This window comes from Piscinibacterium candidicorallinum (assembly GCF_047549485.1).
Classification (GTDB): domain Bacteria; phylum Pseudomonadota; class Gammaproteobacteria; order Burkholderiales; family Burkholderiaceae_C; genus Piscinibacterium; species Piscinibacterium candidicorallinum.
The window spans coordinates 3,456,075-3,480,983 of record NZ_CP180191.1 but is presented as its reverse complement, the minus strand read 5'-3'; the positions used below and the strand labels follow the sequence as shown (position 1 = coordinate 3,480,983).

The following is a 24,909-nucleotide window of genomic DNA, read 5'->3' as shown; positions in this document are numbered from 1 at the left end:
GGGTGGCGGGTGCGGGGGCTGCAATGCGTTCGGGTGCAGCGCAGGTTTGGAGCAGAAGCTGCAATCTACTGCGCTTGCGTGACGCTGCCATCCCTGCCCAATCCCGCGCTTGCGGGATGCAGGCCGCGCGCTCCGCGCACACCGCGACGCGCCTTGCCGCTGATACCGGCTTTCGGTGACTGACGAACTGGCCGCTGCTAAGGACAATCGATCCGTCGAAGCGTGCGAGGTTGCCGTGGCGGAAGACAGTGCTCAAGGCGCGGTGCTGGCCAGTGTCTCCACCCCCCTGGGGGCAGACAAGCTGCTGCTGCGCGCCGCGCAGATCAGCGAGACGCTCTCCCAGATGCCGATGATGGCCGTGGAGATGCTCTCCGAAGACGCCAACATCGACTACACCAAGCTGCTGGGCAAGGGCCTGGGCATCCAGCTCAATCTGCTGGGTGGCGGCGAGCGCCACTTTCACGGCCTGATCATCCAGATGATGCAACTCGGTCGGCGCGGGCGCTATCTCGTCTACCACGCCCAGGTGCGGCCCTGGCTCTGGCTGCTCTCGCGCACCAGCGACTGCAAGGTCTTCCAGAACAAGACGGTCAAGGACATCGTGAGCGATGTCTTTGCGGACTACCCGGACGCAAAGTTCGAGTGGCGCCTGACCGGCACCTATGGCCGGCGCGTGTACACGGTCCAGTACCGCGAGACCGATCTGAACTTCGTGCTGCGTCTGCTCGAGCTTGAGGGCATCGGCTGGTACTTCGAGCACGCGCAGGGTAAGCACACCCTGGTGCTGACCGACAGCATCAGCAAGCACAAGCCCTTTCCCGACTATGAAGAGATCGGCTACCGCAACCAGAACGAAGTGCTGCGCAAGGAGCGCGAGTCCGTGCTCGCCTGGAAGCTCATGCAGCAGGTGCAGCCGGGCAAGGTGGTGCTGCAGGACTACGACTTCACACGCTCCAGCGTGGACTTGAAGCAGCAGCGCGCGGACCCGCAGAAGCATGCCCAGGCCGAAGGCGAGATCTACGACTACCCCGGTCTGTACGTCAAGGAGGCTGAAGGCTCGCAGTACGCCCAGGTGCGCATGGAAGCCTTCAATGCCCGCGCCTGCCAGGGCGAAGGTGCAAGCGACGCGCGGGGCCTGGCCTGCGGGCGTACCTTCAAGCTCAAGGGCGTACCGCGCAAGGCCGAGAACACTGAGTACCTCGTCACCAGTACGCGCATCAGCATCGAGCAGGCCGACTACGAAGCCACGCAGTCGCAGGAAGGCAGCCGCTATCACTGCGACTTCACCGTGCTGGACGCCGCAGTGGCGTATCGCCCCGAGCGCCTCACGCCCAAGCCCTTTGTGCAGGGTCCGCAGACCGCGCTGGTGGTCGGCCCCGGCGGCGAGGAGATCCACACCGACACCTACGGCCGCGTGAAGGTGCAGTTCCACTGGGACCGCTACGGCAAGAAGGACGACAAGTCCTCCTGCTGGGTGCGCGTAAGCCAGCCCTGGGCGGGCAAGAACTTCGGCTTCCAGGCCATCCCGCGCATCGGCCAGGAAGTCATCGTGGACTTTCTGGAGGGCGATCCGGACCAGCCCATCATCACCGGCCGCGTCTACAACGATCTGAACATGCCGCCCTGGGAGCTGCCCGGCAACAAGACCCAGACTGGGGTGCTCACCCGATCCAGCCAGGATGGCGTGTACGACAACGCCAACGCCATCCGCTTTGAGGACAAGAAGGGCGCCGAGCAGCTCTGGATCCACGCCGAGAAGAATCAGGACATCGAGGTCGAGAACGACGAGACGCACTGGGTCGGCCGTGATCGCAAGAAGACCATCGACAACGATGAAACCAGCCACATCAAGCACGACCGCACCGAGACTGTCGACAACAACGAGACGATCACGGTGCATGGCGCGCGTACCGAAACGGTCGACAAGGACGAGACGATCACGATCCACGGACAGCGCACTGAGGTCGTCGACAAAGACGAGACGATCAGCATCCATGGTCAGCGCACCGAGGCTGTGGACAAGAACGAAACGATCACCATAGGTGGAGCGCGTACCGAGTCGGTCGCCAAGGATGAGTCGATCACCATCGGCGGCGGTCGGACCGAAAGTGTCTCGAAAGACGAATCGATCTCCATCGGAGGCAGCCGAACCGAGAGCGTGGCCAAGGATGAGTCGATCACCATCGGCGGCGCGCGCATAGAGAACGTCTCGAAGGACGAGACGATCAGCATCGGGGGTGGGCGGACCGAGAACGTCGGCAAGGACGAGTCCGTCACGGTGGGCGGAGGGCGCACCGTGTCGGTGGGCAAGGCCGACAAGCTGGACGTGGCCAAGACGCTCACCATCAATGCCGGTGATGCCATCACCATTCAGACGGGTAGCGCCAAGATCGAGATGAAGAAGGACGGCACGATCAAGATCTCCGGCAAGGACATCACGATCGATGGCAGCGGCAAGATCAACGTCAAGGCCAGCAGCGACGTCGTCATCAAGGGTTCCAAGGTGCTCAACAACTGAGCACCATCCGCAATCAGGGGAAGTCCATGGGCGCGAGAGAAGTCAGCAAGGCGGATGCGGCAGCCGGCACGCGCGAGGCGCCGGACCCGCTGGACGCCATCACCAGGCCGCGTGACGGCGCCAGCCTGCTCGAGCCGCTGCTTGAACCACTTGTCCGTGCTGAGCCGCTCGCGGCCCGCGCGCCCGCCTTGGCGCTGGGCGAGCCGGTGCATGGCGTGCACATCGCGCAGCTGCTGGCCTTTGCCGACGAAGGCGTAACGCCGCTGATCGTGTTGCCTGCACGGGGGGGTGAGATCAAGGCTCTGCGCGCACGGACCACGGTGGACCTGCATGGCGCACACATCGGCCGTGAGGTGTTGGTGATGTTCGAGGGTGGCGATGTCGCCAAGCCGATCATCACTGGCGTGCTCCGTGATCTGGACGGAACATCGGCTCAGGGCACCGCGCTGGACACCCCGGTGGGTCAGGTGGAAGTCGATGCCGACGGGGAACGGCTGATCGTGAGTGCCAAGCAGCAGCTCGTCCTGCGTTGTGGCAAGGCCAGCATCACGCTCACGAAGGCCGGCAAGGTGCTGATCCAGGGGGCCTATGTCTCCAGCCGCTCCAGCGGCGTGAACCGCATCAAGGGCGGTTCCATCCAGCTCAACTAGCGCTGCCAACAGCATGGAGCTCATCAACGCCACCCGCATGACCGTGGGCTACACCATGGGTATGGAGCCCAGCGGCCGCGAGCTGCTGGTGGTGGCGATCAAGGGCACCTTCAAGCTGCCCGCGCCGGGCGAGGCGAATGTGGCGCTGGCCGATGAGCAGATGCCGCTCGTCATGGCGGACACCTTCTTCGGCGAGCCCGGCCTGTCCGCGCCGCGCATGGACATTGACTACGCGCCGCGCAAACACGCCTGCGATGTGCTGCTGGTCGGCAGCGCCCACAGTCCCGGCGGCCGCCCGGCCTGTCGCGTGCAGGTAGGCATGAAGGTCGGACCCCTGGTCAAGAGCTTCAATGCCGTGGGCAACCGGCACTGGCAGGTCACGCCGCTCACGCTGAACGTAAGCGACATCGAGCCCTTCGTGCAGATGCCGATCGACTATGGCCATGCGTTTGGCGGCGTGGACAACAGCACCGAGGGCAAGGAGAGCGCCTACCTGCGAAACCCCGCAGGCCGCGGCTATGCGCGCACCACCAAGACCGGCTGGCTGGATGGTCGCCCGTTGCCCAACACCGAGGCGATGAACGAACACGTCAGCAGCCCGGGCGGCAACTACACCCCTGCATCCTTTGGTGTGATCGGCCGGCACTGGCAGCCGCGCATCGGCTTTGCCGGCACCTATGACGACGCCTGGCTGGCCGACCACTTCCCGTTCCTGCCGCCAGACTTTGACGAGCGCTACTTCCAGGCTGCACCAGCAGACCAGCAGTTGCCCATCCCGAAGGCGCCGTTGGAAGTGGCGCTGCTGAATCTCACGCCGGACGGGCGGCGCAGCTTCATGCTGCCCTACTTCGAAGCGCCGGTGCATGTGTTCCCGAAGAATGGCGAGCGCGAGGATCACGTCGCACAGCTGGACACCATCGTCTTCGAGCCGGATGCCGAGCGCTTCACCATGACCTGGCGGCTCACCCGGCCGCTGAAGCGCAACATGCTCGAGATCGCCCAGGTGCTGGTGGGCCGCAAGGGCCGCGAATGGTGGCAGCAGCGTGAGCAGGTCGTCTTTCCCATCCCGGTCGTCATGGTGCCGATGGAAAAGCCCGAGGAGGCGGATGCATGAGCGCCCGAGTACCGCCACTGGCCATCCACCGCACAGGCCTGGTCACCAGCGTCGGCTACACGGCGCCGACGTCCTGCGCCGCCATCCGCTGCAAGCTCACCAACCCGAGCGAGACCCGCTTCATCGACAGCAACGGTGAATGGATCATGGCCCACCAGGTGGAGCTGGAGAAGCCCTGGCGCGGCCTGACCAAGCTCGCCAAGATGGCCGCGATGGCCATCGACGAGGCTCTGCACGATATTCCGAAGAAAGACTGGGTACGCATCCCGCTGCTGCTCTGCGTAGCCGAGAAAGACCGCCCCGGCCGGCTTGACGGTCTGGACAACCAGCTCTTCGGCATGGTGCAAGAAGAGTTAGGCGTGCGCTTCCACGAGCGTTCCGCCATCGTTGCCCACGGCCGCGTGGCCGTGGCCGCCGCACTATCCATGGCGCGCGGCTTGATGGAGCAAGGCATCCCCTACGTGCTGATCGCAGCGACCGACAGCCTGGTCACCTGGCCGACCCTCTCCGTCTACGAACGCGAAGGCCGCCTGCTCACACCTACCAACTCCAATGGCTTCATGCCCGGCGAAGGCGCGGGCGCGCTGGTCGTAGGCCGCCCCGCCGGCGCGCCCTGCCTGTACGTCACCGGGCTCGGCTTCAGTATCGAAAAGGCGCACATCAGTTCAGACGAACCCCTGCGCGGCGACGGCATGGCCCAGGCCTTCAAGGCCGCACTGGCCGAAGCCGGTATCCAGATGCATGACGTGGACTACCGCATCACAGACCTGAGCGGCGAGCAGTACTACTTCAAGGAAGCTGCGCTGGCGCTGTCCAGAATCCTGCGCGTACGCAAGGAAGAGTTCGATATCTGGCACCCCGCCGAATGCACAGGCGAGGTCGGCGCGCTGGCGGGCGCCAGCGTTCTCGCCGTGGCGAACGCCGCCTGCCGCAAGTCCTACACCAAGGGCCCCAACATCATCGCCCACATGGCGTCCGACCTCGGCAACCGCAGCGCAATCAACCTTCAGTGGAGTGTGTAGGTATGGGCAGTCCGGTGTTTGCAAACGGGATGGAGATTTCGAGCAAGTCGATGGGCGGTAAGTCGATTTGCTGCTTCCCCGACGTTTGCTTCACTCCGCCGCAAACTCCAGCGACACCGCCGGGCGTTCCGATCCCCTATCCAAATACAGGTATGGCATCAGATTGCACCAGTGGGTCAAGCACGGTCAGCATCAACGGCAAAGAAGTAATGCTCAAGAACAAGTCCTACTTCAGCCAAAGCACTGGGGACGAGGCAGGTTGTGCACCCAAGAAGGGTGTCATTACAAGCAAGATCAAAGGCAAGGTGTATTTCGCTGCCTGGTCGATGGACGTCAAAGTTGAGGGCGAGAACGTCTTTAGACATCTTGATCTCACAACGCATAACCATGGCTCGAACACCAACACGGCGACTTGGCCACACATCGCGAGTCAAGCTCTGGCCGGCTTTGGTGATGATTGCAAGGACGAGAAGAAAGCGATTGACGACAACTGCGAAAAGGACGGTTCTGATCAATGTCCTGGCGCTTTGGCCGTGGCCCCCGACCAGCAGAAGCAGTTTGTCGGCAGCTTGCAAGGCAAATCCGGGCAGAGTCCCACTGCAAAGACAGACAAGGCAATGGCGCACCATGCGCTGCGTTCTGGAGAAAAGTCCGGAGCGCGCACACCCGTTGCGGCACGAATGGCGAGCAAGGATGCTGAGAACAAGTGTGTTGAAGCGATGCGTTGCTTTTTGCGACCCAAGAGCCCTGCATCGAAGCAGGTCGGATGCTGTCCGGGGCAGACTCCGAATCACATTCCGCCCGTTTCGTTCTTCGAAGGAATCAAGGGATTTGGCGAAAGCGAGGAGCGATACAACAAGGCGTTGTGCGTTTGTCTCGAAGGAACGAATCAGCATGTGGGCACGCACGGGGATAACCACGCACTGATTGATCACTTTGCGGAAACGCATCAGTTAAAGGGGCCTCGTGGTGGCGATCGAGGAACGTTGGCGACGCAGGCTTCCCCAAAATTGTCTGAGGCCATTACGGTCAGCTCGAAGGCCACAGCTGCACAGACCAATTGCAGTCAGAAGTGCGTCGAAGCACAGTTGACCAAGCACTACGAAGAAGAGCAGAAGCTGCCGCCTGCGACCACGGACGTGACCTACAAGCGGATTGCTGGTCAAGATGCGATCGATGCCGCTGCGAAGTCAGTGAAGCCCGGCCGTAGCAAGCGTTGAGCGATTGGTCCCTAACCTAGCCGAAAGTGAAATATGCCTTCTGAGTTGGAGTTCGTTTGCGGATGCGCTGCATATGCAGATCTGTTCTTCTGCGTGAAGGCTCAGCCAAACGCCAGCCAAGCGATCGCGAAAGGCGGCTTCCCTTTCAGCTTCCATGGCTTCGATGAACAAGAGGATGAAAAGTGGGTCCGCTACACGCGAGTGTTCAATTGGCCAGCGCAGGCCGTTGCCTCCTTCAAGCCGGGAGGTGGCGACCGTGTGGTCGTGGCGCTCGGGCCGCATGGGGAGGTCTATGAGATTCAAACGACAGACTCAAGTGAGTCCACAAGTGTCATTCCGGGAAGTCCGAGGTTCCTTGGTCGGAATCTGGCGGTTGCCAACGAGACGGCGTTTGCACTCGGCATGGGGCGATGTATTGCAAGATGGGACGGCCCGCAGACGTGGACTCGCATTGATCCAGACTTGCCAGCGGACGACGACAAGGCGACCGGCTTCAACGATCTTGTCGTTGCTTCGCCGGGCGAGATGTACACCCTGGGCTGGAGCGGAGAGATCTTCAGAACCGATGGTGTGCGCTGGCAAGCAGTCGACTCGCCAGTGTCCGCGGCGCTGCGTGCTGCGTGCGTGGGAGCGGATGGGCTGGTGTACGCCGCTGGTTATGACGGCACAATGATCCGAGGGCGCGGCGACGACTGGTCAATCATCGAGACGGACCGGAAAGGCGTCTTCCTAGACATCTGCACGCTCGGGCAGGACGTTTTCGTCTCAACGGCGTTCGAAGTTTTCAAGCTCACTGAAGGCGGGCTAGTGGCTGTATCCGAATTCGCCGATCCCGACGACCGTCCGCGCAGTTGCACCGGGCTTAGCGCAGCCACCGATGGCTCGTGCGTCTTCTGGATGGGTGGGAGCGACTTGTTCAGATTTGACGGAGCGCTATGGCAGCGGGTTGTGTAGCGTGGCACGCTGGGTACCCAGCTTGCGCCTCGTGTGCGGGGTGCGATGTGAGCTTGCTCAGAGCCTGACGCGGGAAGGTGTACGTTGAGCCAGAACGCTTACCCTGCTGCGGTCAATTCGGTGCTGGAGCAGCACTGGGAAGACTGCTCGCTGTTGTTCGATGCGAGACGGTGGCGTGTCCGGAGCCCGCGAATGAGCCTGGCCGCGCTTGCGCGGCTGGACGAACTCACCGATGCGCACCTTGATGGGCTGGTGGTTGCCTCTCCGGCGGCGAGCAGCGTGCTTACCCGTGACGCAGAACGACTCAACACCGGCCAAATCTCTGCCATCGCGGCCTATGCATTGCGCAGCAGTCGCCTTGACCTGCTTGATTGGCTTGCGGGGATGAGCGGTGAAGTTGCCGGATGGTGGGAAAGCGTTGGTGACGGGGTCGCCTGGGCATCCGAAGAGAGCCTGGGCGCAGTATTGACTTCAGGGGTTCGGCAAACGCTTCCATGGAACGCAGTCCTCAAGCTACTCGTATGCCGACTGACCGGCCGAGCCGCACATGAGCTTTTCTTGTCGTGTTTGAACGATGGCGCATCGCCGCCTGTTCAGTTGATGTGCCTGAGAGTCGTCGGTGAGCTTGGGGTGAGTGCACTCAATCCGAGATGCGTTGAACTGATCCGAAGCACGAATCCGCAGGTGTCCAATCAGGCTGCACTTGCTCTGTGGATGAGCGGCGAGCGGGGCGTGTCGCTCAGCGCAATGTCAATGCTGTTTCGTCGCGCGGGCTCCAGCGGGCGTGAGGACGCAGAAGGTGCGTGGTTCATCCAGGGGCTTGCTCAAGCCCAAGCATTCGCGGAGCTAGAGCGGGAGTTTGCGACACACTCTCAACATGACGCCCGTCACGCAGAGCTGATTTCCTATGCGGGGCTAGTGGGCCAAGTCAGCTTGGTTCTCTCTGCAATCGGCTGGATGAATGTCGCGAAGATTGCGCGCGCCGCCGGCGAAGCCTTTACCTGGATTACCGGCGCAGATTTGGCTGAGCTAGGCCTCGATCGCGACCCACCCGAAGATTTCCAGTCTGGCCCAAACGATGACCCGAACGACGAGAGCGTCGCGATGGACGAGGACGAGGATCTGCCTTGGCCGGATCCGGTGAAGGTCGCGGACTGGTGGCACAAGAACAAGCACAACTTCCAGTCGGGGGTGCGCTACTTCATGGGCAGGCCGGTGACCGTGGAGCACTGCATCCATGTGCTCAAGACGGGCAAGCAGCGGCAGCGCTTCATTGCGGCGCGCTATCTGAAGCTGCTGCAGCCGGAGCGGCCGCTGTTCAATTGCGCGGCGCCGGCCTGGCGGCAGCAGGCGCTGCTGGCGAAGATGTGATCGGGTCGACCACCCGTTCAAGCCAGATTATCACAAAATCGGCCACGATTAGTGAACAGAGAAAATCGTTGAAGATATCCTGCGGACAAGCGGAAAGCGGATTTTGTTCGGCTCAAGTTCATTTGTATTCGGCCAACTGGACGAGCCAAGGGTCGCGGCGGTAGCGAGACCGCGTGGAGATCGACCTGCGGTTGACCCAGTGCATGTAAGCATGCGACATGCTGAGCGGCGCGGACCGGCGCCGCTCGTCGGTCGCGGGATCGCGGACCGCAGCCTGCTAAATACCCAAAAAGGGCTCGCCGCCGCCTGCAAAAGCAAAGCCCGTCAGCGTTCACTTACGCGCTAACGGGCCTAGAGACTTGGTGCCGCTTGTCCGAATCGAACGGACGACCTCATGATTACAAGTCAAGCGCTCTACCAACTGAGCTAAAGCGGCAAGGTATCTATTTTATGCGGGTCAGCGTCGGGCGGCCCTTGGGACTGCTGGGCGGTGGTTCGTCGCCTTCGGTAGCGGCATCGCGTGGGGTCGGGGCGGGCAGAGGCTGCGGACCGGGAGCAGAGCCAGCCGCGGGCACCGGACTCAAGCGGGCGCTGGTGTGGCGATGCGTCTGTTCGTCGGAGTCGCCCGCGGCATGATCGGCCAGCTCGATGCGGCTGGTTTCCGGTTCGGCCAGCGGCTTGGCCACGTCGAAGGCCATGCCGTGGCCGGTTTCACGGGCGTAGATGGCCGTGACCTGCTCGACCGGGACCATGACGGCGCGTACCACGCCATTGAAGCGGGCTTCGAATTCGATGAAGTCGTTGCCCAGGTTCAGGCGGTTGGTGGCCATCACGCCTGCGTTGAGCACGATCTCGCCGTTGCGCACGTACTCGCGCGGCACCTGCGTGCGCTCGTTGACCGATACCGCCAGATAGGGCGTGTAGCCGTTGTCCGTGCACCAGTCATGGATGGCACGGATCAGGTAGGGCTTGGTGCTGGTTTCGGCCATTGTGGACTGGAGCTCGGTTGGCCGGCTGCGGTGAATGGCGGGCAGCCGGCGCGTTCCATGCAGCGCAGCGGCGACTTAGCGGCGCATGACCTTTTCGGACGGTGTGAGCGCTTCGATGTAGGCCGGGCGCGCGAAGATGCGCTCGGCGTACTTCATGATCGGTGCAGCCTGCTTGGGCAGCTCGATGCCGTAGTGCGTCAGGCGCCACAGCAGCGGCGCGATGGCGACATCGGCCATCGAGAAGTCCTCGCCCAGCATGAACTTGGTCTTGGTGAACTGCGGTGCGAAGAGCGTGAGGTTATCGCGCAGGGCGTTGCGGGCCTTCTCGCGCACCTTCTCGTTCTTCTCCTGGCGGTTTTCCAGGGTCTGGACGTGGATGAAGAGATCGCGCTCCAGATTGAGCAGCACCAGGCGCACGCGAGCACGCTGCACGGGGTCCGCGGGCATCAGCTGCGGGTGCGGGAAGCGCTCGTCGATGTACTCGTTGATGATGTTGGACTCGTACAGCGTCAGGTCACGCTCGACCAGGATGGGCACTTGGCCCAGCGGGTTCATCACGCTGATGTCGTCGGGCTTGTTGAAGAGGTCGACGTCGCGGATCTCGAAGTCCATGCCCTTCTCAAAGAGCACGAAACGGCAGCGCTGGGAAAAAGGGCAGGTCGTGCCGGAGTACAGGATCATCATTTCTTGTGTTTCCTAGAAACGTGAAAGGGTGAGCGAGTGCTCACCCTTTGTCAATCGCGGGGCGGAATTACTTGATATCGCGCCAGAAAACGCTGTTCAACCACCAGGCAACCACGGCGAAGATGCCCAGGAACAGCAGCACCCACACGCCGAGGCGTTGGCGTTGATTGGCGCTGGGGTCAGACATGTACTTCAGGAAGCCGACGAGGTCAGCCATGTCCTTGTCGTACTGGGCGGCCGCGGCCGGGTCCTTGGCGTCCCACTTCACGGTCAAGGCCTGGTATTGGCCGGCGATCGGCGGAATCTCTTCCTTGGCCACGGTCTTCTGGCCGCGCACGTCATAGGTTGTGGTGACACGTTCCCACTTGTGCTCGCCCTTGTCGTTGGTGGCGTGGTGAATTTCGACCTTGGTCAGTTCGCGGGGACCCTGGCGCTCCCAGAACACGTGCGGCATGGCGGCGTTGGTCAAGACCAGGTTGTTCCAGCCGTGCGGGATCGCAGCGTCGCGGTAGTAGGTGCGCAGGAAGGTGTAGACGTAGTCCTCGCCCTTGAAGGGCGGCGCGATCGAGGACTTGGCGCGCGTGATCAGGGACAGATCCGGCGGCGTCTTGCCGAACCATTCCTTGGCGTCCTTCGGGTTCATCGCGATCTTCATCGGCTCGCCGACCTTGTCTGCGGTGAACAGCAGGCTCTGCTTGATCTGCTCCTCGGTCAGGCCGATGTCGCGCAGACGGTTGTAGCGCATCATGCTGGCGCTATGGCAGTTCAGGCAGTAGTTCACGAACAGCTTGGCGCCGTTCTGGAGTGCAGCCAGATCGGTGGAGCGATTCGGTGCGGCATCCAGCGGGAAGCCGGAACCGGCCGCGTGGCCCAGCAGCGGGGCAGCTGCCAGGGCGAGGATCATCAACAGTTTTTTCATTCTTGTCAGACTCCCAGGGCCTGGTCGGTGCTCAGTGGGCTGCGAAGGTCACGCGGGACGGCACGGGCTTGAATTCGCCCATCTCGCTCCACCAGGGCATCAGCAGGAAGAAGCCGAAGTAGAAGAGGGTGCCGACGGCCGAGAGCAGGTTGCGGAAGTCCTGCGGGGGCAGCAGGCCGCACACCGCGAGGATCAGGAACCACACGACGAAGGCGCCGTAGAGATACTTCTGCCAGGTCGGGCGGTAGCGGATCGACTTGACCGGCGAGCAGTCCAGCCAGGGCAGGGCGAAGAAGATCATGACGGAGGCGCCCATCACGACCACGCCCCAGAACTTGGCGTCGATGCCCAGCAGGATCATGCCGAGCATGCCCATCTTGCTGGCGTCGCCGCCGAGCATGTTGATCACGATCCCCGGCACGCCGAAGGCAAAGAACATCAGGGCGGTGAGACCGGCAAATCCGAGCTTCACGATCTTGGGCAGGTTCGAGCGGGTCCAGGCCAGCCAGGTGCAGAACGCTAGGAACACCCACAGCACCGGCATGAACGCCGAGGTCGTGGCGCGCAGCATCGAGTAGAAGGGCGTGAAATACCAGACCGGGGCGATGTGCGCCGGCGTGGTCAGCGGGTCGGCCGGGATGAAGTTGTTCCACTCCAGGAACAGACCGCCCATTTCGGGTGCGAAGAACACGATCGCCGAGAAGATGATCAGGAACACGGCCACGCCCAGGATGTCATGCACCGTGTAATAGGGGTGGAAGGGGATGCCGTCGCGCGGGCGACCGGTTTCCGGATTGATGTCCTTCTTGATCTCGACGCCGTCCGGGTTGTTCGAGCCGACTTCGTGCAGCGCGATGATGTGCGCCGCCACCAGACCCAGCAGCACCAGCGGGATGGCGATCACGTGCAGGCTGAAGAATCGGTTCAGGGTGGCGTCAGACACCACGAAGTCGCCGCGGATGAAGATCGACAGGTCCTGGCCGATGATCGGGATGGCCGAGAACAGGTTCACGATCACCTGTGCGCCCCAGTAGGACATCTGGCCCCAGGGCAGCAAGTAGCCCATGAAGGCTTCGGCCATCAGGCACAGGAAGATGGCGCAGCCGAAGATCCAGATCAGCTCGCGCGGCTTGCGGTAGCTGCCGTAGATCAGGCCGCGGAACATGTGCATGTAGACCACGACGAAGAACATCGAGGCGCCGGTGGAGTGGATGTAGCGCACCAGCCAGCCCCAGGGTACGTCGCGCATGATGTATTCGACGCTGGCGAAGGCCACCGGGATGCCCGAGCTGTTCAGCGAGGCGTCCGGCTTGTAGTGCATCACCAGGAAGATGCCCGAGACGATCTGGATCACCAGAACCAGCAGGGCGAGCGAGCCGAAGAAGTACCAGAAATTGAAGTTCTTCGGCGCGTAGTACTCGGAGAGATGCTCCTTGTACAGCTTGGAGAGCGGGAAGCGGTTGTCGACCCAGGTCAGGGCCTTTTCCTGCAGGCTGGCGTTGGCCGGCGCTTCTTTCCAGGTTGCCATGATCAAGCCTCACCCTTCTCGTCGCGACCGATCACGATCTTCGTGTCGGACAGATACATATGACGCGGCACATCCAGATTCACCGGAGCCGGCTTGTTCTTGTAGACCCGGCCAGCAAGGTCGAACGTGGAGCCATGGCACGGGCACAGGAAGCCACCCTGCCAATTGGTGGCGGGCACGGAAGGATCACCCGGCTCGAATTTGCGCGAGGGCGAGCAGCCCAGGTGCGAGCAGATGCCCACGGCAATCAGCACGTCCTTCTTGTCTTCGCGCGAGCGATGCTGGTTGGCGGCGTAGTCCGGCGTGGGCAACTGATAGAAGCGCTCGCTCTTGGGGTCAGCCACCTCGCCTTCCGTCTTGGCGAGCGACTGCATCATTTCCGGTGTGCGCTTGAGGATCCAGACCGGGTTGCCGCGCCATTCTGTGAGCTGCATTTCGCCCGGGCGCAGCGCGCTGATGTCCACTTCCACGGGGCCGCCGGCTGCGCGGGCGCGCTCCGAAGGGGCGAAGGTGGAGACAAACGGCACCGCTACACCGCACACGCCCAGACCACCCACCACACCGGTGGCGATCAGCGCATTGCGTTTGGAGGTGTCGACTTCGGCAGCGCCAGCCGGGACGGCCGCAGCGCTATCAACAGCGTCGCTCATAGGGTTTCCCTGTGTTTTGGATGAGCGGAGTGATCCACTCCAGCAATCGAAGATTGTAATGGAAGCACCTTTTCCGCTCCCGGCGGCAGGTGCGGCTTGCCGACGCGGCGGCTGTCTTGCCGGAGGGCGAGGGCCAGCCATCGCTTCGCGTTCAGGCGAGCGAGGTTCGCGCCGATCGCCCCGCAGCAACTGCAAAATGTGTGATGCTGCGCAGGCGGTCGACCGGGTGATTGCAATCGTTATCAATTCGCACTGCGGCGAACGGGCGCACCGGCGCTACGCTCGCTGCGCCAGGTGCAACGCCGTCCACTCGCGTTCCGCCTCGCCGAAGGTCAATCAAACAGCAACGGAGGACAGGCCATGGGCATGGTGAAGGAGTTTCGCGATTTCGCCCTCAAGGGCAATGTGGTCGATCTCGCGGTGGGCGTCATCATTGGCGGCGCCTTCGGCAAGATCGTCGATTCGCTGGTGAAGGACATCATCATGCCGATCGTCAGCCTGATCATGGGCGGCAAGGCAGACTTCACAAACAAGTTCATCCTGCTCGGCGAGGCCGTGGACAAGGACGGCAAGGCTGTGGCGCTGACCTACGACGCCTTGAGCAAGGCGGGCGTGCCGATCTTCGCCTGGGGAAGTTTCATCACGATCCTGATCAACTTCGTGATCCTGGCCTTCGTGATCTTCTGGATGGTCAAGGCCTTCAACAAGGCCAAGGGCAACCTCAGCATTGATCCCTCTGCGCCGCCGCCTGCGACGCCCGAAGACGTGCTGCTGCTGCGCGAGATCCGCGATTCGCTCAAGAAGTGATGCAGCACTGACGCGCGGCGGCACTGTTGCAGTGCACGACAAAGAGCCGGGAAACCGGCTCTTTTGCTTAACTGTGTCCGAAAACGGATTTTTTCGGCCTACTTCTGCAGCACCAACGGCCGGCGATCCGCACTCTGCAAGAGGAAAGCCAGTTGTGTACCGTTTCGGCTATTCGTGGCCGAAAATGATTAATGTTTTCTGCCCCGTGCCAGCCCGGCCAGCGCCGCCACGGCGAGCGCGCTCGCCGGTACGTAGGGCAGCCGCCAAAGGCCGCCGTGGAAGCTCTGGTGCGACAGCAGTGCGAGCGGGTGTGCTGCACCCACGGCCGGTCGGGCCGCTGCCGCGCTCGGCGCGCTCCGGGTGCGCAGGTCATGCACCCAGAGCGCGGCCATCAGCGCGTTGGTGGTCTCCGGCTCGAAGACTTCCACACCGAAGAGGTCTGCACCCGCAAACCCGGCCGCGAGCAGCCGGTTCTTCACCACGGACCAGGTGTTGGTGCTGGGCGCCACGTTGATGGACACCGCCCGGCCAGCCGCCGCGCTGGCCAGGGCACGCCAATGCTGCAGGCGCTTGGCCAGGGCGTAGTTGGGGCCCTGCTGCAGCACGCTGCACTCCGTGATGCTCCAGGCCTGACCTGCCACGTCGATCGATTCCGTCAGGTTCGGTGCAAAGGCCTGCCCGGCAGACAGGGCGTGGGCCAGCCGGGCGCCGACGCCGCGCGCCGCCCAGCGTGCGCGCCCGGCAGCCGCCACCTCCGGCGGCACGGCAAAGCTGTCGGTCGGCGTGGCCAGAAAGCCGACGCCGGCCTTGGGGTGCCGCACCTGCACGGCGGCGATCAGCGCGTCCATCGCCACCGCCACACGGGCGTGACGCTCGCCGTCGGCATAGGCTAGGGCGAGCAGGTCCAGTTCGCCTGACGGTGGCGCAAACACCTCGCAGAGCCACGCGGCCAGCTCGGGCGTGTCGGCCAGCAGGTCTGCGCCGGGTACGGCGCCCTCGGCAGCCTGCGGCGCGAGCACCGTGCCTGCACCCTGCTCGGCCAGACTGCGAATGCGGGTGAAGATCGCCTCACGCGGCAGGTCGATGGCGGCCACGCGCGCGCCCCAGGCCGTAAGCCAGCGCAGCGGGCCGGCCTCGGCGCCCGCGCCCAGCAGGGCGATGCTGCGGTCGCGCAGGTCGAACCAGCCCGGTTCGCCGCTGGCGCGGTGCAGTGCGGCGGCGGCGCCGGGTTCGAGCAGCTCGCGCGCGAGCCAGTCGTCAATCTGGCGGCGAAGGGCGTCGCCGGACAGTGACTGGCCGCGGTACGGCACCGTCCAGCCCGCGGGCGCGGCGCGGCCCGGGATCTCGCTGGTCTTGAGCGCCGAGCTCGGCTGCGCCATGGCCTGCGCCAGCGGGCGCTCGGCGCCGTCGCGGCTGAACACAAAGGCGGCATGCGTGGCGTCCAGTCCGGCTTGCGCGGCGGCGGCCGTCTGTTCGGGCTGCGCCAGCATGGCCGCGGTGAGGTGGTGCAGGTGCTGCGCGTAGCGCTTGCGCCAGTTGCGTTCGGCTTGCAGCGAGGCGGCGGCGGGTGCATCGAGCACGGCCAGCGCCGCGCCGAAGATCGCTTTGCCGGTGGCGCTGCTGGAGCGCTGGCCGTCTGCGCCGGTGGGAAATTGGATGCCACCGATCGCAGGGGTGGCGGGCGCTGTGGCGGTGCGTGGTGCGTGGGCCAAGGCAGTCTCCGGGGACTCTTTTCGGTCCGAGCCTTGTTGAGGATGAAGCCCGTGTGACACCGCATGGCTGCTGCGGCGCACCAATAGAAGCCTCACCCTAAAGCGCGCTTTTTACCTTCGGTGAAGCAAAACGTCGTGCATAGAATAGAACGACCGTTCGTAATTTTTTGGGCGTCTCGCCCTTCCACCGCTCACCGAGCCCCTCAGACACCATGCGCAAAGGCGAACAAACCAAGGCCGCGATTCTGGAAGCTGCACTGCAGCTGGCCAGCCGCGATGGTCTGGAGGGTCTGACGATCGGCCTGCTGGCCGACCGCATGCAGATGAGCAAGAGCGGCGTGTTTGCACACTTCGGCTCGCGCGAGGACCTGCAGATCGAAGTGGTGCGTGAGTACCACCGTCGCTTCGAGGACGAGGTCTTCATGCCGGCCATCCGTGAGGAAAAGCGCGGTCTGCCCCGTCTGACGCGCCTGTTCGAGAACTGGGTGGTGCGCGTGACGCATGAAATCGACGCCGGCTGCATCTACATCAGCGGCGCCGTCGAGTTCGACGAGCGTACTGGCCCCGTGCGCGACGAGCTCTTCGAAATGATCCGCACCTGGCAGCTGGCTCTGACCAAGGCCGCCGCACAGGCTGTGGAGATGGGCCACCTGGCCGATGACACCGATCCGAAACAACTCGTCTTTGAAATGCACGGCCTGATTTTGGCCCTGCATCACGACGCCCGATTCATGAAGCAGCCCGGCGCAGTAGAGCGCGCCCGCCGCGGCTTCGAGCGGTTGATGCGCAGCTGTCGCGCAGCCGAATTCGCCTGACCCCGATCACCAAAGACCATCCTCCGAGGAGCAAGTCGATGACGCAGAAGTACACCCCGCCCTTGCGCGACCAGCAGTTTGTCCTGCACGAGCTGCTCAAGGTGATGGACACTTACCAGCAGATGCCCGCGTTCAAGGACGTCGATGCCGACACCATGAACCAGGTGCTCGAGGAAAGCGGCAAGTTCTGCGCCGAAGTCCTGCTGCCGATCAACCAGAGCGGCGACGCCGAAGGCTGCACCTTCGACCGCGACGCGCGCACCGTCAAGACGCCCAAGGGTTTCAAGGAAGCCTTCGACCAGTTCCGCGAGGCCGGCTGGCAGGGTCTGGCGCTGGATCCGAAGTATGGCGGCCAGGGCCTGCCCGCGCTGCTGCAGATTGCCTTCTATGAGATGCAGTACTCCACCAACCAGGCCTGGAGCATGTACCCCGGCCTGACGATCGGTGCCTATGAGTGCCTGCACGTGCACGGCACCGAGGCCCAGAAGTCGCTCTACCTGCCCAAGCTGGGTTCGGGCGAGTGGACGGGCACGATGTGCCTGACCGAGCCGCACTGCGGCACGGACCTCGGCATGCTGCGCACCAAGGCCGAACCGCAGGCCGACGGCAGCTACAAGATCACCGGCGCCAAGATCTTCATTTCGAGCGGTGAGCACGACATGGCCGACAACATCGTGCACCTGGTGCTCGCGCGCCTGCCCGATGCACCCGCCGGCACCAAGGGCATCAGCCTGTTCATCGTGCCGAAGTTCCTGCCGGTGGGCGAGGGCGAGAGCGCCACGGTGGGTGCACGCAACGGCATCTACTGCGGCGGCATCGAGCACAAGATGGGCATCCACGGCAACAGCACCTGCCAGATGGTGCTGGAAGGCGCCACGGGCTGGCTCGTGGGCGAGCCCAACAAGGGCCTGAACGCCATGTTCGTGATGATGAACGGCGCGCGTCTGGGCGTGGGCATGCAGGGCCTGGGCCTGACCGAGGTGGCCTACCAGAACGCCGTGGCCTACGCGAAGGACCGCATCCAGAGCCGCAGCCTGACCGGCCCGAAGGCTACCGACAAGCCGGCCGACCCGATCATCGTGCACCCCGATGTGCGCAAGATGCTGCTGACCGCGCGCGCCTACGCCGAAGCCGGCCGCGCCTTTGGCTACTGGGTGGCCATGCAGCAGGACATCCAGTTCCAGCACCCCGATGAAGACGCCCGCAAGGAAGCAGGCGACATGATGGCGCTGATGACGCCGATCGTGAAGGCCTTCATGACCGACAACGGCTGGACCTGCGCCAGCGACTGCCTGCAGGTCTTCGGCGGCCACGGCTACATCAAGGAATGGGGCATGGAGCAGATCGTGCGCGATGCCCGCATCAACATGATCTACGAAGGCACCAACACGATCCAGTCGCTCGACCTGATCGGTCGCAAGGTGCTGATGGACAACGGCGCCAAGCTCAAGAAGTTCGGCAAGATGGTCACCGAGTTCGTCGAGACCTACGGCACCAAGGAGCAGTACGCCGAGTTCGTGAACCCCCTGGCCGACATCGGCGACAAGGTCACCAAGCTGACCATGGAGCTGGGCATGAAGGCCATGGGCAATGCCGACGAAGTGGGCGCCGCCGCCGTGAGCTACCTGCGCGTGGTGGGTCACCTCGTGTACGCCTACTTCTGGGCGCGCATGGCCGTGATTGCGCTCGACAAGGTCAACGCCGAGGGCGACAAGGTCGACCCGTTCTACACCGCCAAGCTCGCCGTGGCTCGCTTCTACTTCGCCAAGCTGCTGCCCGAGACCGCGGGCGAGATCCGCAAGGCCCGTGCGGGCAGCGCCACACTGATGGCCCTGCCCGAAGAGTTGTTCTGAGCGCGGCGCAAGCCCGCACTTCAAGGGCTGGATGCAGCATCCATGCGGCTCTTCAGGCCAAAGTGCCTGAAGAGCCGCGCCGGACAAGCGGAAAGCCCTCCTCAAACCGATCCAGGAGAATGAAGTGAGCCACTTCATCGTCAAGAAAGTCGCCGTGCTGGGTGCCGGCGTGATGGGCGCGCAGATCGCTGCGCACTGCGTCAATGCCAAGGTGCCCGTGATCCTGTTCGACCTGCCCGCCAAGGAAGGCAGCAAGAACGGCATCGCTGAAAAGGCCATCGCCAACCTCAAGAAACTCTCGCCCGCACCGCTGGGCACGCCCGAGCTGGCTGATCTGATCCAGCCCGCCAACTACGAAGAGCACCTCGAGCTGCTCAAGGGGTGCGATGTGGTGATCGAGGCGATCGCCGAACGCATGGACTGGAAGCATGATCTCTACAAGAAGGTCACGCCTTTCATCGGCGAGAACGCGATCTTCGCCACCAACACCTCGGGTCTGTCGATCACCAAGCTGTCCGATGGATTCGAAGGCGAACTGAAGGCGCGCTTCTGCGGCGTGCACTTCTTCAACCCGCCGCGCTACATGCACCTGGTGGAGCTGATCCCCACCGCCACCACACGCGCCGACATCCTCGACCAGCTGGAAGTATTCCTCACCAGCACCCTGGGCAAGGGCGTGGTGCGCGCCAAGGACACGCCCAACTTCATCGCCAACCGCGTGGGCATCTTCGGCATCCTCGCCACCTTTGCCGAGGCGCAGAAGTTCGGCCTGTCGGTCGATGTGGTCGATGACCTGACCGGCGAGAAGCTCGGCCGCGCCAAGAGCGCCACCTTCCGCACGGCGGACGTGGTCGGTCTGGACACCATGGGTCACGTCATCAAGACCATGCAGGACAACCTGCCGGCGTCTGTAGACAGCTTTGCCGCGCACTTCGCCACGCCCGAGCCCCTGGCCAGGCTGATCGCCGCAGGTGCCCTGGGCCAGAAGACCGGTGCCGGCTTCTACAAGAAGGTTGGCAAGGAGATCCAGCGTCTGGACTTTGCCACGGGCGGGTACGTCGCCGGTGGAGGCAAGGCCGACGAAACCGTCGCCCGCATCCTGAAGAAGAAGGACCCGGCCGAGCGCCTGAAGCTGCTGCGCGAGAGCGACAACAAGCAGGCGCAGTTCGTGTGGTCCATCCTGCGCGACACGTTCCACTACTGCGCCATCCATCTCGAATCCATCGCCGACAACGCACGCGATGTGGACTTTGCGATGCGCTTCGGCTTCGGCAACAAGCTCGGCCCCTTCGAGCTGTGGCAGGCTGCCGGCTGGAAGCAGGTCGCCGAGTGGATCAAGGAAGACATTGCCGCCGGCAAGGCGCTTTCCAGCCAGCCGCTGCCCGCCTGGGTGTTCGAGGTGGACGGCGTGCATACGCCGGCCGGCTCCTGGTCCGTGACCAAGAAGGCCTACGTGCCCGCGAGCGAACTGCCGGTGTACCGCCGCCAGGTGTTCCGCGCGCCCGTGCTCGGTCAGACCACGATCGACCCCAAGACCGCCGGCAACACGGTGTTCGAGAACGAGGAAGCGCGTCTCTGGACCCTGGCCGAAGACGGCCTGGCCGATGTGCTGATCCTGTCGCTGCGCGGCAAGATGAACACCCTCGGCCCGGGCGCCACCGAAGCCATCTTCAAGGGTGTGGCCCTGGCTGAAGCCTCCTACAAGGGCATCGTGGTGTGGAGCCCGACCTCCCTGGACGGCGGTGCCTTCTCAGCCGGTGCCAACCTCGAAGCCATGCTGCCCACCTTCATGAAGGGCGGCGCCAAGGCCATCGAGCCCGAAGAGAAGAAGCTGCAGGACGCCATGCTGGCCATGCGCTACGCCAACGTGCCCACCGTGGCAGCATTGAGCGGCCTGGCCCTGGGTGGCGGCTGCGAGCTGGCCGTGTACTGCAACCGCCGTGTGGCCAATCTCGAGACCTACATCGGTCTGGTGGAAGTGGGCGTGGGCCTGATCCCCGGCGCGGGCGGACTGACCTATGGCGCCCGCCGCGCCGCCGAGGAGTGGAGCGCCGCACCGGCCGCCACGCCAGTGCCGCTGCTGCCCTTCGTGACCAAGTACTTCCTGAATGCCGGCATGGCCAACGTGGCCAAGAGCGCGCTCGAAGCCCGCAGCATGGGTTACCTGCTGTGGAGCGACAAGGTCGTCTTCAACCCCTACGAACTGCTGTACGTGGCGGTGCGCGAGGCCAAGGCCATGCACGATGCCGGCTACCGCCCGCCGATGAAGCAGCTCTTCCCGGTGGCCGGCCGCGCCGGTGTGGCCACGATCATGGCCCAGCTCACCAACATGCGTGACGGCGGCTTCATTTCCGCGCACGACTTCCACCTCGGCAAGACCATTGCCGAAGTGATGTGCGGCGGCGATGTGGAAGCCGGCTCGATGGTGAGTGAGGAGTATTTGATGACCCTGGAGCGCAAGGCCTTCTGCGGTCTGCTGACCCACCCCAAGACCCAGGAACGCATCATGGGCATGCTGCAAACCGGCAAGCCCGTCCGCAACTAAGGCGCGAAGGAGAATCTCATGAGCAAGCAAGTTCAAGACGCCTACATCGTCGCCGCCACCCGCACCCCCATCGGCAAGGCGCCCAAGGGCAGCTTCAAGAATCTGCGTCCGGACGACCTGCTGGTCGCTGCACTGCGCGGAGCACTGGGCCAGGTGCCCAGCCTTGACCCCAAGGTGATCGAGGATGCCATCGTCGGCTGCGCTATTCCCGAAGGCGAGCAGGGCCTGAACGTGGCGCGCATCGGCGTGCTGCTGGCCGGCCTGCCCAATACCGTGGGCGGCGTGACCGTGAACCGCTTCTGCGCCAGCGGCATCACCGCCCTGGCCATGGCGGCCGACCGCATCCGCGTCGGTGAGGCCGATGCGATGATCGCCGCCGGCTGCGAAAGCATGAGCATGGTGCCGATGATGGGCAACAAGCCCAGCATGAACATGCACATCTTCGAGAAGGACGAGAACGTCGGCATCGCCTACGGCATGGGCATGACGGCCGAGAAGGTCGCCCAGCAGTGGAAGGTCAGCCGCGAAGACCAGGATGCCTTCTCGCTGGCCTCGCACCAGAAGGCCCTGGCCGCCCAGGCCGCGGGCTACTTCAGCGCCGAGACCACGCCGATCGAGGTGATCGAGAAGTTCCCCAACCTCGCCACGGGTGATGTCACTGTCAAGACCAAGACCGTGAGCATGGACGAAGGCGCCCGCGCCGACACCTCGCTCGAGGGTCTGGCCAAGCTGCGCCCGGTGTTTGCCGCCAAGGGCAGCGTCACGGCCGGCAACAGCTCGCAGATGTCGGATGGCGCTGGCGCACTGATCGTCGTGAGCGAGAAGATCCTCAAGCAGTTCAACCTCACGCCGCTCGCAAAGTTCACGAGCTTTGCCGTGCGCGGTGTGCCGCCCGAGATCATGGGCATCGGCCCCAAGGAGGCCATTCCGGCCGCCCTGCGCGCCGCCGGCCTGAAGCAGGACGACCTCGGCTGGATCGAGCTCAACGAAGCCTTTGCGGCCCAGTCCCTGGCCGTGATCCGCGACCTCGGTCTGGACCCGAGCAAGGTCAACCCCATGGGCGGTGCGATCGCCCTTGGCCACCCGCTGGGCGCAACCGGTGCCATCCGCGCTGCCACGGTGGTGCATGGCCTGCGCCGCACCAACCAGAAGTACGGCATGGTGACCATGTGCGTGGGCACCGGCATGGGTGCCGCCGGCATCATCGAGCGGGTGTAAGCATGCTCAAGGCGCTGCGACCTGCGATGTTCTCTCTGGGCGTCGCGGTCGCGGCGCTCGCCATGCTGCCGGCTGTCGCTGAGACGCCGAAGAATGACGCAGAGCTTGCGGAATTGGTGGCCGCGGACCAAGCAGATCGACGACGGAGCGCCGCCGAGATCGACTGGTCCGTCGTCGCCCTGCGTGATGCGGCCCGCCGCGCCCGCGTACTTGAAGTTCTGAACACTGGACGAGCCAGAACCAGTGACGACTTTTACGCTGCCGCGCTGGTTTTCCAGCATGGCGACTCGCTTGAAGACGCGGAGCTTGCCTATTCGCTTGCGACGGTAGCCGCCCGGCTGAAGCCGACCCACAAAGCTGCGGCCTGGCTGACGGCTGCTGCGTGGGATCGGCTGTTGATGCGGCAGGGAAAGCCGCAATGGTGGGGGACGCAATTCGTCCAGATGAATGAGTCCGGCCGGATAGAGCTCTACCAGGTCGACGAGTCTGCGGTGACCGTCGCTATGCGTGCAGCCCGCGGGGTCCCCTCGCTCGCGGAGGCCAAGGCGCGGGCAGAAAAGATGAATGCGAGCCAAAAGTAGTACGGCCGTCTGTCTCTGTTGCGGGGTGTCAGTCATGGATCAGCTCAGGATTTCCTGCCCTCAAGGCATCCCGGTTTCGGCCACGTGGTTCGCGCCCCGAGGCAATGCATCCCGCGGCGTAGTGGTGGTTGCCCCGGCGCTGTCCACCCCACGTCGCTTCTACGCGGCCTTCTGCGAGTATCTGCAGCAGGAGGGGTTTGGCGCGCTGTGCTTTGACTACCGCGGCATCGAGTCAGGCACGGCGCACGAGGCTCGCGCCAGCGACACTGACATGGAAACCTGGCTGCGCGAGGACGTCTCCGCCGCCATCGACGAAGCCCGGCGCCGTGCCCATGGCGCACCGGTGTATCTGGTCGGGCACAGCCTGGGCGGCATGAGCTTTGGTGCGACGGCCTCCGCGCTCTCGGTTGAGCGTGCGCTCACCGTGGCGTGCGGCAGCGGCTACCCCGGCCTGAACCCGCGGAGCGGGCGGGCGCTCTGGTTTCTCGGCAACGTGGCCATGCCGCTGTACACGCGTCTGTTTGGCTTCTTTCCGGGCAAGCCGATCCGCAAGGTGGGCAACCTGCCGCGCGGCGTGGCCCTGCAATGGTCGCGCTGGCTCAAGCTGCGTGACTACTGGTTTGCCGATCCGGCCTATGACATGCAGGCGCGGTTTGACCGCGTGCGCTGCCCGCTGCTTGCCCTGAGCTTCACGGACGATGCGGCCATTCAGCGGCCGGCTGTGGATGATCTGCACCGCCACTACCGCAATGCGCCGGTGCAGCGTGCGCACCTTGCGCCGCAGGCGCTGGGGCTGGCGCGCATCGGCCACATGGGCTTCTTCAGAAAAGACAACGGACCAACGCTCTGGCCGCGCGTGGTCGCCTGGTTGAACGACGGCCGCAATCTCTTCCTCCCGGAGGCGCATGATGCAAGCCATTGATGTCCAGACCGATGATGGATTGACCCTGCGAGCCCACCTGTGGCACGCCACCCAGGCGCAGGGCGCTGTGCTGCTCCCGCCCGCCATGGGCGTGAAGCAGGACTACTACTTCGCCTTTGCGGCATGGCTGCATGGGCGGGGCTATACCGTGGCCACCTTCGACTACCGCGGCATGGGTGCATCGCGCCCCGCAGGGTCACTGGCGCAGCTCAAGGCCGACCTGTTCGACTGGGCGCGCGACTACGAGGCCATGATCGACCTGCTGACCGAGCGCTCGCCTGATCAGCCGCTGTATGTGGTGGGCCACAGCCTGGGTGCGCAGTTGCCGGGCATGCTGCGCAACAAGGACCGGATTGCCGGGCTGGTGTCGGTGGCGGCCGGCAGCGGCTATTGGCGCGACAACGCCCCGCCCACCAAGCGCGTGGTGCTGTATTTCTGGTACGTGGCCGTGCCCCTGTTCACCCGCCTGTTCGGCTACTTCCCCGGCAGGCGCCTGAAGAAGGTGGGCGATGTGCCGGCCGGCGTCATGCTGCAGTGGCGCAAGTGGTGCCTGAATCCGCGCTACCACGTGGGTGCCGAGCCGGGACTGGCCGACGCATTTGCGAAAGCGAGGTTTCCGCTGGTGGCCTTGTCCATCACCGATGATGAGATGATGACCCTGCGCGGCACCCAGACCCTGGTGGACTTCTATACCGGCAGTGCACGGCGCATCGAGCGGATTGCGCCGCAGGACGTCGGCGCCCGCCGAATCGGCCACTTCGGCTTCTTCCGTGAGCAGTTCGCCGCCACGCTCTGGCCGAAAATCCCGCAGCTTCTGGCCAGCTTCTGAACACACCA

General features: G+C 64.1%; 21 protein-coding genes and 1 tRNA gene. 15 read left to right on the top strand and 7 right to left on the bottom strand.

Going from position 1 to position 24,909, the window contains the following annotated elements; translation table 11 throughout:
- The first annotated feature begins 175 nt into the window (after positions 1 to 175).
- The 7 genes from ACMDW7_RS15700 (at position 176) to ACMDW7_RS15670 (ending at position 8,849) form a co-directional block, all read left to right on the top strand.
- Positions 176 to 2,518 carry a type VI secretion system Vgr family protein gene (locus ACMDW7_RS15700; protein ID WP_414859576.1) on the top strand — a complete coding sequence of 781 codons (2,343 nt, stop codon included), beginning with the start codon at positions 176 to 178 and terminating at the stop codon, positions 2,516 to 2,518.
- 26 nt (positions 2,519 to 2,544) lie between these two features.
- A complete protein-coding gene (locus tag ACMDW7_RS15695; protein WP_377302777.1) occupies positions 2,545 to 3,168 on the top strand; it encodes a DUF6484 domain-containing protein in 624 nt (207 codons plus the stop codon).
- Between the two features lie 13 nt (positions 3,169 to 3,181).
- Positions 3,182 to 4,282 carry a DUF2169 domain-containing protein gene (locus ACMDW7_RS15690; protein WP_377302779.1) on the top strand — a complete coding sequence of 367 codons (1,101 nt, stop codon included), beginning with the start codon at positions 3,182 to 3,184 and terminating at the stop codon, positions 4,280 to 4,282.
- Positions 4,279 to 5,304, top strand: coding sequence for a hypothetical protein (locus ACMDW7_RS15685; RefSeq protein WP_377302781.1), 1,026 nt, complete (start codon positions 4,279 to 4,281; stop codon positions 5,302 to 5,304). Before ACMDW7_RS15690 ends, ACMDW7_RS15685 begins: the two co-directional genes overlap by 4 nt.
- Before the next feature lie 2 nt (positions 5,305 to 5,306).
- Positions 5,307 to 6,524, top strand: coding sequence for a PAAR-like domain-containing protein (locus ACMDW7_RS15680; RefSeq protein ID WP_377302783.1), 1,218 nt, complete (start codon positions 5,307 to 5,309; stop codon positions 6,522 to 6,524).
- A gap of 33 nt (positions 6,525 to 6,557) precedes the next feature.
- Positions 6,558 to 7,478: a WD40/YVTN/BNR-like repeat-containing protein gene (locus ACMDW7_RS15675; RefSeq protein WP_377302785.1), complete on the top strand. Its 921-nt coding sequence runs from the start codon at positions 6,558 to 6,560 to the stop codon at positions 7,476 to 7,478.
- Between the two features lie 120 nt (positions 7,479 to 7,598).
- On the top strand, positions 7,599 to 8,849 hold the full coding sequence (locus ACMDW7_RS15670; protein WP_377304228.1) for a TIGR02270 family protein: 1,251 nt from the start codon (positions 7,599 to 7,601) through the stop codon (positions 8,847 to 8,849).
- Between the two features lie 360 nt (positions 8,850 to 9,209).
- Here ACMDW7_RS15670 and ACMDW7_RS15665 read toward each other — a convergent pair.
- The 6 genes from ACMDW7_RS15665 to petA form a co-directional block, all read right to left on the bottom strand.
- Positions 9,210 to 9,285, bottom strand: a tRNA-Thr gene (locus ACMDW7_RS15665).
- A gap of 7 nt (positions 9,286 to 9,292) precedes the next feature.
- A complete protein-coding gene (locus tag ACMDW7_RS15660) occupies positions 9,293 to 9,838 on the bottom strand; it encodes a ClpXP protease specificity-enhancing factor (protein WP_377302787.1) in 546 nt (181 codons plus the stop codon).
- Between the two features lie 75 nt (positions 9,839 to 9,913).
- Positions 9,914 to 10,522: a glutathione S-transferase N-terminal domain-containing protein gene (locus ACMDW7_RS15655; RefSeq protein WP_054126313.1), complete on the bottom strand. Its 609-nt coding sequence runs from the start codon at positions 10,520 to 10,522 to the stop codon at positions 9,914 to 9,916.
- A gap of 67 nt (positions 10,523 to 10,589) precedes the next feature.
- Positions 10,590 to 11,450 carry a cytochrome c1 gene (locus ACMDW7_RS15650; RefSeq protein WP_377304230.1) on the bottom strand — a complete coding sequence of 287 codons (861 nt, stop codon included), beginning with the start codon at positions 11,448 to 11,450 and terminating at the stop codon, positions 10,590 to 10,592.
- A 22-nt stretch (positions 11,451 to 11,472) separates the two neighbouring features.
- Positions 11,473 to 12,969: a cytochrome b gene (locus ACMDW7_RS15645; RefSeq protein WP_377302789.1), complete on the bottom strand. Its 1,497-nt coding sequence runs from the start codon at positions 12,967 to 12,969 to the stop codon at positions 11,473 to 11,475.
- A 2-nt stretch (positions 12,970 to 12,971) separates the two neighbouring features.
- Positions 12,972 to 13,619, bottom strand: a complete 648-nt coding sequence (gene petA / locus ACMDW7_RS15640) for a ubiquinol-cytochrome c reductase iron-sulfur subunit (protein WP_377302791.1) — start codon at positions 13,617 to 13,619, stop codon at positions 12,972 to 12,974.
- Positions 13,620 to 13,979: 360 nt separating this feature from the next.
- Here petA and mscL point away from each other — a divergent pair, with 360 nt between their 5' ends.
- The gene (gene mscL, locus ACMDW7_RS15635) at positions 13,980 to 14,426 is read left to right on the top strand and encodes a large conductance mechanosensitive channel protein MscL (RefSeq protein ID WP_377302793.1); all 447 of its coding nucleotides are present in this window, start codon (positions 13,980 to 13,982) and stop codon (positions 14,424 to 14,426) included.
- A gap of 188 nt (positions 14,427 to 14,614) precedes the next feature.
- Here mscL and ACMDW7_RS15630 read toward each other — a convergent pair whose 3' ends face one another.
- Positions 14,615 to 16,138, bottom strand: a complete 1,524-nt coding sequence (locus ACMDW7_RS15630; RefSeq protein ID WP_377302795.1) for a hypothetical protein — start codon at positions 16,136 to 16,138, stop codon at positions 14,615 to 14,617.
- 212 nt (positions 16,139 to 16,350) lie between these two features.
- On the opposite strand from ACMDW7_RS15630, the gene ACMDW7_RS15625 reads away from it, so the two are divergent.
- From ACMDW7_RS15625 to ACMDW7_RS15595, 7 genes are all read left to right on the top strand, one after another.
- Positions 16,351 to 16,953: a TetR/AcrR family transcriptional regulator gene (locus ACMDW7_RS15625; RefSeq protein WP_377302797.1), complete on the top strand. Its 603-nt coding sequence runs from the start codon at positions 16,351 to 16,353 to the stop codon at positions 16,951 to 16,953.
- Between the two features lie 38 nt (positions 16,954 to 16,991).
- On the top strand, positions 16,992 to 18,806 hold the full coding sequence (locus ACMDW7_RS15620) for an acyl-CoA dehydrogenase C-terminal domain-containing protein (RefSeq protein WP_377302799.1): 1,815 nt from the start codon (positions 16,992 to 16,994) through the stop codon (positions 18,804 to 18,806).
- Between the two features lie 124 nt (positions 18,807 to 18,930).
- A complete protein-coding gene (locus ACMDW7_RS15615; RefSeq protein ID WP_377302801.1) occupies positions 18,931 to 21,351 on the top strand; it encodes a 3-hydroxyacyl-CoA dehydrogenase/enoyl-CoA hydratase family protein in 2,421 nt (806 codons plus the stop codon).
- An 18-nt stretch (positions 21,352 to 21,369) separates the two neighbouring features.
- Positions 21,370 to 22,569, top strand: coding sequence for an acetyl-CoA C-acyltransferase (locus ACMDW7_RS15610; protein WP_377302803.1), 1,200 nt, complete (start codon positions 21,370 to 21,372; stop codon positions 22,567 to 22,569).
- 2 nt (positions 22,570 to 22,571) lie between these two features.
- Positions 22,572 to 23,150 carry a hypothetical protein gene (locus tag ACMDW7_RS15605; protein ID WP_377302804.1) on the top strand — a complete coding sequence of 193 codons (579 nt, stop codon included), beginning with the start codon at positions 22,572 to 22,574 and terminating at the stop codon, positions 23,148 to 23,150.
- Positions 23,151 to 23,184: 34 nt separating this feature from the next.
- Positions 23,185 to 24,072, top strand: coding sequence for an alpha/beta fold hydrolase (locus ACMDW7_RS15600; protein ID WP_377302806.1), 888 nt, complete (start codon positions 23,185 to 23,187; stop codon positions 24,070 to 24,072).
- Positions 24,059 to 24,901 carry an alpha/beta fold hydrolase gene (locus ACMDW7_RS15595; protein WP_377302808.1) on the top strand — a complete coding sequence of 281 codons (843 nt, stop codon included), beginning with the start codon at positions 24,059 to 24,061 and terminating at the stop codon, positions 24,899 to 24,901. Before ACMDW7_RS15600 ends, ACMDW7_RS15595 begins: the two co-directional genes overlap by 14 nt.
- The last annotated feature ends 8 nt before the right edge of the window (positions 24,902 to 24,909 follow it).